The following is an 8,657-nucleotide window of genomic DNA, read 5'->3' as shown; positions in this document are numbered from 1 at the left end:
GAGCCGGCGGGCGGCCTTGGCGAGCGCCGGTCCGGCCGCGTGGCCGAATCGCGCGATGACGCGGGCGTCGTCGCGGGCGGGCTCGGGGGTGGTGCCCCAGCCGGTCCACTCCACGACGGCTCGGGTGAGACGAGGCTCCGTTGCCTTCATCGGGTTCTCCTTGGTTCGTTTCCCGGCTTCGTCGCCGGGCCTGTCATTTCTACCCCGTCTTCCGCCTGGTTCCGAATCCGGCGGTTCCGGATCCGGCGGCGGACGATGCCCGCCTAGAACGCGGCGAGTCCGGTCAGGGCCCGGCCCAGCACGAGCTGGTGGATCTCGTCGGTGCCCTCGTAGGTGCGCACCGACTCGAGGTTCGCGGCGTGCCGCATCACGGGGAACGCATCGGTGATGCCGTCGCCCGCGAGGATCGACCTGGCCTGGTGGGCGATCTCGAGGGCCTCGCGCACACTGTTCAGCTTGCCGACGCTGATCTGCGCCGGCGTGAGTGCGCCGCGCTCCTTGAGCCGGCCGAGGTGCAGGGCGAGCAGGATGCCCTTCTCGACCTCGACGAACATGTCGGCGAGCTTGGCCTGGGTGAGCTGGTTCGCGCCGATCGGCCGGCCGAACACCTCTCGGCTCACCGAACGGTCGAGTGCCGCCTCGAGGCACGACCGCGCTGCGCCCATCGCGCCCCAGACGATCCCGTAGCGGGCCTCGTTGAGGCAGCCGAACGGCCCCGAGAGTCCGGATGCCCCGGGCAGCATGGCCTCCGCCGGCAGGCGCACCCCGTCGAGCGACACGTCGCACTGCACCGACGCCCGCATCGAGAGCTTGCCGTCGATGGGCGTGGCGGTGAACCCGGCGGTGGACGTCGGCACGAGGAATCCCCGCACGGCGCTCGCGCCCGCCCCGAACTCCCCCGCCGGGTCGTCGACGCGCGCCCAGACCACGGCGACGTCGGCGAGCGACGCGAGGCCGATCCAGCGCTTGGCGCCGTCGAGCACCCACTCCTCGCCCTCGCGCCGCGCGACCGTGGTCATGGCGGCGGGATCGCTGCCGCCCTGTGGCTCGGTCAGCGCGAAGCATCCGACCAGCTCGCCCGCGGCCATACCGGGCAGCCACCGCTCCTTCTGCGCCTCGGAGCCGTACGTGTGGATGGCGCTCATCGCCAGCGAGCCCTGCACCGACACGAACGTGCGCCAGCCGCTGTCGGCGGCCTCGAGCTCGAGGCACACGAGGCCGTACGCCACGGCGCCCGCGCCGGCGCATCCGTAGCCCGTGAGGTGCATGCCGAGGAAGCCGAGCTCGCCGAGCTCGCGCACGAGCTCCTGCCGGAAGTGCTTGGCCTCGAAGTCCGCCTCGATCACGGGCAGGATGCGCTCCTGGGCGAACGCGCGGGCACGGTCGCGCCACGCCAGCTCGTCGTCGGTGAGCAGCGCGTCGAGGTCGAACACGGCGTCGATGCGCGGGGCGGTCGGGGTCATGCGGGGTCCTTCGTTCGGTCGTGGGCGTCGAGCCAGTCGGCCCCGTCATGGGCCCCGAGTGCGGGCGGCGGGGTGAGGTATCGAGGAGCGGATGCGCCGAGGCCGATCGGGTTCGCGACCGAGCGGTGCGCGGCATCCGCTTCGCCGATGGACGCGACGGCCTCGAGCCCGAGCGATTCCGCGAACGAGAAGGCCTCGGCGACGTCGTTCACGAGCCCGGCGGGCACGCCGGCGCCGCGGCAGCGCTCCACCCACTCCGCGGCCGGAGCCGTCCCGAGCACGGCCTCGAGCTCGGCATGCAGGTGGTCGCGGTGCGCGACGCGGGCGGAGTTCTCGGCGTACCGGGGGTCGTCGGCGAGGGCGGGGGTGCCGAGCAGCCACGCGAGGGCGCGGAACTGCCGGTCGTTGCCGACGGCGATCACGAGGTCGCGGTCGGCGGCGGGGAACACGGCGTAGGGGGCGATGCTCGGGTGGCGGTTGCCGAGCCGCTGGGGCGGCAGTCCGGTCGCGAGCGTGGACCCGGCCTGGTTCACGAGCCCGGCGAGCAGGCTCTGGAGGAGGTTCACCTCGACGTGCTGGCCGAGCCCGGTGCGATCGCGCTCGCGCAGGGCGAGCAGGATGCCGGCGACGGCGTTCTGCCCCGTGAGCACGTCGACCACGGCGACGCCGACCTTCGCGGGTTCGCCGTCGGGCTCGCCGGTGAGGCTCATGAGCCCGCCGAGCGCCTGCACGAGCAGGTCGTAGCCGGCGAGCGCGGCGCCGTCGCCCGTGCCGAACCCCGTGATCGAGCAGTACACGACTCGGGGATTCGTGGCGCGCACGTCGTCGTAGCCGAGGCCGAACCGGCCCATCACGCCGGGGCGGAAGTTCTCCACCACGACGTCGGCGGTCGTGGCGAGCCGGCGCGCCTCGGCGAGGCCCGCGGCATCCGTCAGGTCGAGCACCACCGATCGCTTGTTGCGGTTCACGCTGCCGAAGTAGGTCGATCGCCCCTGGGCGTCGACGGGCGGATGCCAGTGCCGGGTCTCGTCGCCCGCCGGCGGCTCGACCTTCACGACGTCGGCGCCGAAGTCGGCGAGTGTCATGGTGGCGTACGGGCCGGCGAGGACGCGGGAGAAGTCGGCGACGCGAACGCCGCCGAGCACGCCGTGTGCCATGTCGCCCTCCTCGGCTCGACCACCGGCCACGATACCCAGCGGCGGATGCGCGCGGGCTGTACACGCCGTCCAGCGGATGCCGCGGATCCGCCATCGCGTCGATTCCCACCCGGTGCGGCGCGACATAGGCTTGTCGCAGGTGTGCACCGTCGTCGCCGACCGGTTGGCGTGTCCCCGTGCACCATCGACAGAGGAGTCCCATGAGTTACGCCGTGGTCAATCCGGCAACCGGTGAGACGGTCAGGTCCTTCCCGACGATCACCGATGCCGAGCTCGAGTCCGCCATCGCCGCTGCCGACGAGGCGCACCGAACGTGGTCGAAGTCCACGTCGGTCGCCGACCGTGCCGCCCTCGTGCGCCAGGTCGGCGAGCTGCACGTCGAACGCCGCCAGGAGCTCGGCGAGATCGCCGTGCGCGAGATGGGCAAGCCCATCGAGCAGGCCCTCGCCGAGGTCGACTTCGCCGGTGCGATCTACGAGTACTACGCCGACCACGCCGGCGAGTTCCTGAAGGACGAGCCCGTGCAGCTGCTTGCCGGCGAGGGCTCGGCGATCATCCGCCGCTCGTCGCTGGGCGTGCTGCTCGGCATCATGCCGTGGAACTTCCCCTACTACCAGGTGGCCCGCTTCGCCGGCCCCAACCTCATCATCGGCAACACGATCGTGCTGAAGCACGCGGAGCAGTGCCCCGAGTCCGCCGCGGCGATCGAGCAGATCTTCCGCGACGCGGGCTTCCCGGCCGGCGCCTACGTGAACGTCTACGCCTCCCACGACCAGATCGAGCAGGTCATCGCCGATCCCCGCGTGCAGGGCGTCTCGCTCACCGGCTCCGAGCGCGCGGGTGCCGCGGTCGCCGAGATCGCGGGCCGGCACCTGAAGAAGGTCGTGCTCGAGCTCGGCGGTTCCGACCCCTTCATCCTGTTGTCGACCGACGACCTCGACGCGACCGTGCAGAACGCGGTCGACGCCCGCCTCGACAACAACGGCCAGTCGTGCAACGCCGCGAAGCGCTTCATCGTCGCCGACGAGCTGTACGAACCGTTCCTCGAGAAGTTCACGGCCAAGCTCGCCGAGGTCGAGACCGGCGACCCGACCTCGTCCGAGACCGCGCTCGGCCCGCTCTCGTCGCTGAAGGCCGCCGAGGGCCTCGACGAGCAGGTGCAGCGCGCGGTCGAGCACGGGGCGACGCTCGTGCACGGCGGCACCCGAGACGGCGCCTTCTTCCAGACGACGGTGCTGACGGATGTCACGTCCGACAACCCCGCGTCGAAGGAGGAGTTCTTCGGCCCGGTCGCGCAGGTGTATCGCGCGAAGGACGAGGACGAGGCCGTGCGCATCGCGAACGACATCCCGTTCGGCCTGGGCTCCTACGTCTACACGACCGACCAGGAGCAGGCGCTGCGCGTCGCCGACGGCATCGAGGCCGGCATGGTCTTCGTCAATGTCGTGCTCGCCGACGGCGCCGAGCTGCCGTTCGGCGGCGTCAAGCGCTCGGGCACCGGCCGCGAGATGGGCCGCCTCGGCGCCGACGAGTTCGTCAACAAGAAGCTGATCCGCATCGGCTGACCCCGGGCGAATGCAGCGGATGCCCCGTGGCCGGCCGACCGCGGGGCATCCGTCGTTCTGGCGCTCTGCTCGGGTGCTGGCCGCCGGCGCTGCGCTCGGCGCTCAGCGCTTCTTCGCGGCGTCGATCTCGTCGCGTCGCAGCAGGATGACCCGGTCGACGAGCGAGTCGGGCAGTGGGTGCTCGGGCGTGAACCGGATCGTGCCCTTCGACCACGAGTACCCGTCGAGCTCGCCCGAGACCGCCGTCACGACCGCCGGGCTGAAGGGGTAGAGCCCGATGTGGCCCTTGGCCGACATCACGCTCACGAGCGGCGAGTCGCGGTATCGCAGGGCGGGCATGCCGTAGCTGACGCCCTCGGCGGCTTCGGGCACCAGCGACATGGCCCGCGCCCGAATGCGCTCGATGAGGTCGCGGTCGGGCGCCTCGAGTCCTGCGATGTAGTCGCTCAGCTCCCCCATGGCGGCCATGCTACGCCCGGGCACGCGACCGCATGGCGAGGTGCGGGCTGCGCGGGTTCAGTTGGAGCGCGCGCCGATCGCGCTGACCACGTCGGCGAGATTGCGGAGGAGCCCTGCCAGCGTCGTGCCGTCGCTCGACGTGAGCACGCCGCCGTCGGCCACGTGCGCGGCCCAGGCCTGCGCGCTCGCGACGAGACGCGCCTGCTCCTGGCGCTCCTGCTCGGTGAACTCGCGCGGGGCCCCGTCGAGCTCGGCGTCGATCGCCGCGCAGACGGTGGCGAGCCGGCGATAGGGCGCCGCGGCGATCACCCCGTGCTCGAAGCCGGTGCCCTCCAGCGCCGCGACGACACGTTCGAGTGTGGTGCCCTGCATCACGGAGCCCCTTTCGCTGGATCACCCTGCACTGATCATTCCAGACGCGCGAACACCCGGCGTACGCTGGGCGGATGTTGCGTCGGCGCGTCGTGGTGCACGGGAGCGTGCAGGGCGTCGGGTTCCGGTACTCGGCGCGACTCGAGGCGGAACGCCGCGGCGCCACGGGCTGGATCCGCAACCGGCCCGACGGGTCCGTCGAAGCCGAGGTCGAGGGTGACGACGCAGCCGTGCAGGCCATGCTCGACTGGCTCGCGACCGGACCGCGCGGCGCGCGAGTGGAGCGGATCGAGGTCGCCGACGCCGAGCCGCTCGGCGAGCCCGGGTTCCGGGTCATCGGCTGAGGTCATCGGCTGAGGCGCACCCTGTCAATGCCTTCACTCGGCACGCGTCGACGCGTTGACTTGACGCGACGGATGCCGCGGGCACGCGGCGAGGGAGGAGCATCATGACCGACCGCAACGAGGGATTCGGCCTCGACGACGACCTCGAGATCGAGGAGCGGGAGCTCGCGCAGGAGACCGTCGTGAACGACGCCGTGGCGGGCGAGACGGTCTGGCCGGGTGCCGGCGACGGCAACGACGGACCCACCGGCGGTTCGCCGCACGAGCAGGAGCCGATCTACGCCGAGAACGACCTGGCCGGCGAGGAGATCGACCTCGGCGACGAGCCCGACTGACCGCGAGCGCGAGCGACGAAGGGCCCGCCGGACGCACCGGCGGACCCTTCGTGTCCGCCGATCTTGACCGGGCGGTCAATCAGTTCTACCGTTGAGATGACCCCCGGATCGGGAGCCACCGTCTCCGAGGAGGTTGGTTGCCATGAAGAAATGGACGCGATGGGAAGACTGGGTGGCCATCGCCGCCGGTCTCGTCGCCGCGCTGTCGACGATGTTCGTGCCGGCCATGGGCGCTTCGGTCGCGATGATGGTCACGCTCGGCGTGCTGCTCATCATCTCGGGCGTCGTGAATCTCGCCTACCCGGGCCTCGTCGCCATGGAGTACGTGCAGGGCGCTCTGGGTCTTCTGCTGATCATCTCACCGTGGATCGGCGGCTACGCCGACGCGACGACGTTCGGCGCCGCGTGGTTGTCGTGGATCTGTGGAGCGGTCGCCGTGGTGGCCGCAGCACTCGCCATCAGGCCGAGCATGCAGGCGCACCACGACGCGATCCCCCATTGACCCGCTCGACCCCCGGGGGCGGCGGCCGATCCCGCCGTCCCCCCTTCCCGTTCGGAGCCCGCGGGTGAACGCGCATCACGGGGCCCGTGTCCGCATCCTCGACGCCGCCGAGGGGCTGTTCGCCGAGCGCGGCTTCGACGCCACGCCCACCTCGAGCATCGCCGAGGTCKCCGCGGTCCCGAAGKGGCTGCTCTTCTACTACTTCCCCTCCAAACCCGACCTGTTGCGGGCGCTCGTGGCGGAGCGGCTCGACCCCGAGCCGCTCGACGCTGACGCGCTGATCGAGCCGGGCGACCCTGTGGGAGCCCTGCTCAACCTGGCGGACCGGCTCAGCGAGATCCAGGCCGAATCGCCGGTGCTGCGCGTCATCATCTGGCGCGAGCATCGCACCCACCCCGAGGTCGGGGCCGGCCTGCGGGAGCACCACGGGCAGGTCCAGGCTGTCGTCGAACGCGTGCTGCGCGGCAGCATGCGCCGCCCGATCGCGGCTCGCCGGCTGCGTGCGGCGGCCGCGGCCTGGGTGGCCATCCTCACGAACCGGGTGCTGGCCGGCCACCTGGATCCGGCTGAAGCCGACGCCGCGACCGAAGCCGAAGAGCCTCGCGCGGACGAGCCGGGGATCGACCTCCGGGCGCTCGCCGAGCTGATCTGCGCCGGACTCGGATCCACGGCCCTCGCCTGAGCGCTGGGCGGCGCGTCGAAGACCTCACGCCGTATCGGACCGGACCTCGGCCAATTGCTCGCCGATCCGTTCCCGACCGGGATCGCCCAGCGGCACTCCGAGGTGCTCCTCGCGCAACTCCTCCATGAACTGCGCGATGACCTCGGGCCCACCATCGCGCAGCATCTCGGCCCGAGCCCGCAGCGCGGCCTCACCCTGGCTGTGTGCCAGCCCCCAAGTGCCCAGGGCGACCATCACCGGGACCGCGTCGATACCCGCCTCGGTGAGCGAGTAGGCGGCGCGTTGTCCTCGCGCCGACTGCTCCTGGGAGAGCAGCCCAACGGCGACCAGGCGCTTGAGCCGGGCGCTCAGGATATTGGAGGCGATCCCCTCGATGGAGCCGTTGAGCAGCTCTCGGAAGCGTCGGCGGCGACCGAACACCATGTCGCGCAGGATGAGCATCACCCACGGATCGCCGAGCACTTCGACGGCCGCATTGATGGGGCAGCCCGACCGGGGCGAGCCTCTCATCCGCACCTCCTCGCGACTTCTAAATGATTGTAGATCGCAATCACTTCTGGTACGTTCCGATTGCAAATCGCAATCACTTTGGAACGGGGATTCAACATGAGCAGGATCGTCTGCCACTTCACGATGTCGCTGGATGGATTCGTCGCAGGGCGAGGGCACGACATGTCGTGGCTGGCCGGCATCAGCGTGCCGCCGGGGCTCATCGATCGCTACGTCGCCTCGACGGGCGCGATCATCGCTGGTCGGCGCGGATGGGATGAGGCGATCAGTGCGCATCGCCCATACGGGGGCGCGTGGGCGGGCCCGGTGTTCGTGCTCACCCACCACCCGGCGGACGGCCGGCCCGCTGACGGTGTGAGCTATGTCGACGACCTCGCCACCGCCATCGAGCAGGCTCGAGCGGCCGCGGGAGGCAAGAACGTCGAGATCTTCTCACCCGGCATCGGCAGACAGGCCCTCGAACTTGGCATGCTCGACGAATTCGACCTCCACCTTGCGCCGGTGCTCCTGGGAGACGGCGTGCGACTCTACGATGCGCCCGGCGCTGCGGCGGTTCCCCTGCGCCACCTCGATTCGTCCCGCTCGGTCGTCGATCTGCGCTTCGAGCCGGCGGCGTGATCGCCGTCGGGTCCAGCGCCCCGGCGTCCGTCGTGGATCGACCCGAGCGGGTCAGCGCGAACGACGAAGGGCCCGCCGGATGCACCGGCGGGCCCTTCGTGACGAGTCAGGCGACTCAGATGGCGTTGACGTCCAGCGGGATGCCGGGGCCGAACGTGGTCGACACGGCACCCTTCTGGATGTAGCGGCCCTTGGCGCTCGACGGCTTGAGGCGCACGACCTCTTCGAGGGCGGCCTTGGCGTTCTCCTCGAGCTGCTCGTTCGAGAACGAGGCCTTGCCCACGACGAAGTGCACGTTGGCGTGCTTGTCGACGCGGAACTCGATCTTGCCGCCCTTGATCTCCTCGACCGCCTTCGCGGGGTTGGGGGTCACGGTGCCGGTCTTCGGGTTGGGCATGAGGCCACGGGGGCCGAGCACCTTGCCGAGACGGCCGACCTGGCCCATGAGCTCGGGCGTCGAGACGGCCGCGTCGAACGACGTGTAGCCGCCGGCGACCTTCTCGATGAGCTCGGCGCCGCCGACCTCGTCGGCGCCCGCCGCGATCGCAGCCTCGGCCGCGGGGCCGGTCGCGAACACGATGACGCGGGCGGTCTTGCCGGTGCCGTGCGGGAGGATGACGGTGCCGCGCACCAACTGGTCGGCCTAGCGG

The 8,657-nt window shown here is 71.3% G+C and carries 11 protein-coding genes and 1 pseudogene; 6 read left to right on the top strand and 6 right to left on the bottom strand.

Annotation, left to right across the window (positions count from 1 at the left end; translation table 11 throughout):
• Window positions 1-263 precede the first annotated feature (263 nt).
• Both AC1DY2_RS10525 and AC1DY2_RS10520 read right to left on the bottom strand, forming a co-directional pair.
• Entirely contained in the window at window positions 264-1,463 is a 1,200-nt protein-coding gene (locus AC1DY2_RS10525; protein WP_476762382.1) for an acyl-CoA dehydrogenase family protein, read from the bottom strand.
• Window positions 1,460-2,620: a CaiB/BaiF CoA transferase family protein gene (locus tag AC1DY2_RS10520; RefSeq protein ID WP_476762381.1), complete on the bottom strand. Its 1,161-nt coding sequence runs from the start codon at window positions 2,618-2,620 to the stop codon at window positions 1,460-1,462. Before AC1DY2_RS10520 ends, AC1DY2_RS10525 begins: the two co-directional genes overlap by 4 nt.
• 200 nt (window positions 2,621-2,820) lie before the next feature.
• Between AC1DY2_RS10520 and AC1DY2_RS10515 the strand changes: the two genes are divergently transcribed.
• Window positions 2,821-4,185 (top strand): NAD-dependent succinate-semialdehyde dehydrogenase, encoded by a 1,365-nt coding sequence (locus AC1DY2_RS10515; protein ID WP_476762380.1) that lies wholly within the window; start codon window positions 2,821-2,823, stop codon window positions 4,183-4,185.
• Window positions 4,186-4,287: 102 nt separating this feature from the next.
• On the opposite strand, the gene AC1DY2_RS10510 is transcribed toward AC1DY2_RS10515, so the two are convergent.
• Window positions 4,288-4,644 (bottom strand): iron chaperone, encoded by a 357-nt coding sequence (locus tag AC1DY2_RS10510; protein ID WP_476762379.1) that lies wholly within the window; start codon window positions 4,642-4,644, stop codon window positions 4,288-4,290.
• Window positions 4,645-4,701: 57 nt separating this feature from the next.
• Complete coding sequence (locus AC1DY2_RS10505) at window positions 4,702-5,016, bottom strand: hypothetical protein (RefSeq protein WP_309974514.1); 315 nt, start codon at window positions 5,014-5,016, stop codon at window positions 4,702-4,704.
• Window positions 5,017-5,090: 74 nt separating this feature from the next.
• Between AC1DY2_RS10505 and AC1DY2_RS10500 the strand changes: the two genes are divergently transcribed.
• From AC1DY2_RS10500 to AC1DY2_RS10485, 4 genes are all read left to right on the top strand, one after another.
• The gene (locus AC1DY2_RS10500) at window positions 5,091-5,360 is read left to right on the top strand and encodes an acylphosphatase (RefSeq protein ID WP_476762378.1); all 270 of its coding nucleotides are present in this window, start codon (window positions 5,091-5,093) and stop codon (window positions 5,358-5,360) included.
• A gap of 104 nt (window positions 5,361-5,464) precedes the next feature.
• A complete protein-coding gene (locus AC1DY2_RS10495; RefSeq protein ID WP_476762377.1) occupies window positions 5,465-5,695 on the top strand; it encodes a hypothetical protein in 231 nt (76 codons plus the stop codon).
• A gap of 142 nt (window positions 5,696-5,837) precedes the next feature.
• Window positions 5,838-6,197 (top strand): SPW repeat domain-containing protein, encoded by a 360-nt coding sequence (locus AC1DY2_RS10490; protein WP_476762376.1) that lies wholly within the window; start codon window positions 5,838-5,840, stop codon window positions 6,195-6,197.
• A 64-nt stretch (window positions 6,198-6,261) separates the two neighbouring features.
• Window positions 6,262-6,879, top strand: coding sequence for a TetR/AcrR family transcriptional regulator (locus AC1DY2_RS10485; protein WP_476762375.1), 618 nt, complete (start codon window positions 6,262-6,264; stop codon window positions 6,877-6,879).
• A 24-nt stretch (window positions 6,880-6,903) separates the two neighbouring features.
• On the opposite strand, the gene AC1DY2_RS10480 is transcribed toward AC1DY2_RS10485, so the two are convergent.
• On the bottom strand, window positions 6,904-7,389 hold the full coding sequence (locus tag AC1DY2_RS10480) for a winged helix-turn-helix transcriptional regulator (protein ID WP_476762374.1): 486 nt from the start codon (window positions 7,387-7,389) through the stop codon (window positions 6,904-6,906).
• A gap of 96 nt (window positions 7,390-7,485) precedes the next feature.
• On the opposite strand from AC1DY2_RS10480, the gene AC1DY2_RS10475 reads away from it, so the two are divergent.
• Window positions 7,486-8,007, top strand: coding sequence for a dihydrofolate reductase family protein (locus tag AC1DY2_RS10475; protein WP_476762373.1), 522 nt, complete (start codon window positions 7,486-7,488; stop codon window positions 8,005-8,007).
• A 115-nt stretch (window positions 8,008-8,122) separates the two neighbouring features.
• Here the strand turns inward: AC1DY2_RS10475 and rplA are convergent.
• Window positions 8,123-8,650, bottom strand: a pseudogene (rplA, locus tag AC1DY2_RS10470) (50S ribosomal protein L1); the annotation flags it as partial.
• Window positions 8,651-8,657: the final 7 nt, after the last annotated feature.

The organism is Agromyces sp. P1_H4 (genome assembly GCF_056405255.1).
The sequence above is the reverse complement of the archived record's forward strand: the minus strand, read 5'-3'. Positions and strand labels throughout refer to the sequence as shown.

Excerpts from the sequence above, each read along its gene's own strand:
- AC1DY2_RS10480 (WP_476762374.1), bottom strand. The coding sequence starts at position 7,389 with ATGAGAGGCTCGCCCCGGTCGGGCTGCCCCATCAATGCGGCCGTCGAA.
- AC1DY2_RS10520 (WP_476762381.1), bottom strand. The coding sequence starts at position 2,620 with ATGGCACACGGCGTGCTCGGCGGCGTTCGCGTCGCCGACTTCTCCCGC.
- AC1DY2_RS10510 (WP_476762379.1), bottom strand. The coding sequence starts at position 4,644 with ATGGGGGAGCTGAGCGACTACATCGCAGGACTCGAGGCGCCCGACCGC.
- AC1DY2_RS10525 (WP_476762382.1), bottom strand. The coding sequence starts at position 1,463 with ATGACCCCGACCGCCCCGCGCATCGACGCCGTGTTCGACCTCGACGCG.
- AC1DY2_RS10495 (WP_476762377.1), top strand. The coding sequence starts at position 5,465 with ATGACCGACCGCAACGAGGGATTCGGCCTCGACGACGACCTCGAGATC.
- AC1DY2_RS10475 (WP_476762373.1), top strand. The coding sequence starts at position 7,486 with ATGAGCAGGATCGTCTGCCACTTCACGATGTCGCTGGATGGATTCGTC.
- AC1DY2_RS10500 (WP_476762378.1), top strand. The coding sequence starts at position 5,091 with ATGTTGCGTCGGCGCGTCGTGGTGCACGGGAGCGTGCAGGGCGTCGGG.
- AC1DY2_RS10490 (WP_476762376.1), top strand. The coding sequence starts at position 5,838 with ATGAAGAAATGGACGCGATGGGAAGACTGGGTGGCCATCGCCGCCGGT.
- AC1DY2_RS10505 (WP_309974514.1), bottom strand. The coding sequence starts at position 5,016 with ATGCAGGGCACCACACTCGAACGTGTCGTCGCGGCGCTGGAGGGCACC.
- AC1DY2_RS10515 (WP_476762380.1), top strand. The coding sequence starts at position 2,821 with ATGAGTTACGCCGTGGTCAATCCGGCAACCGGTGAGACGGTCAGGTCC.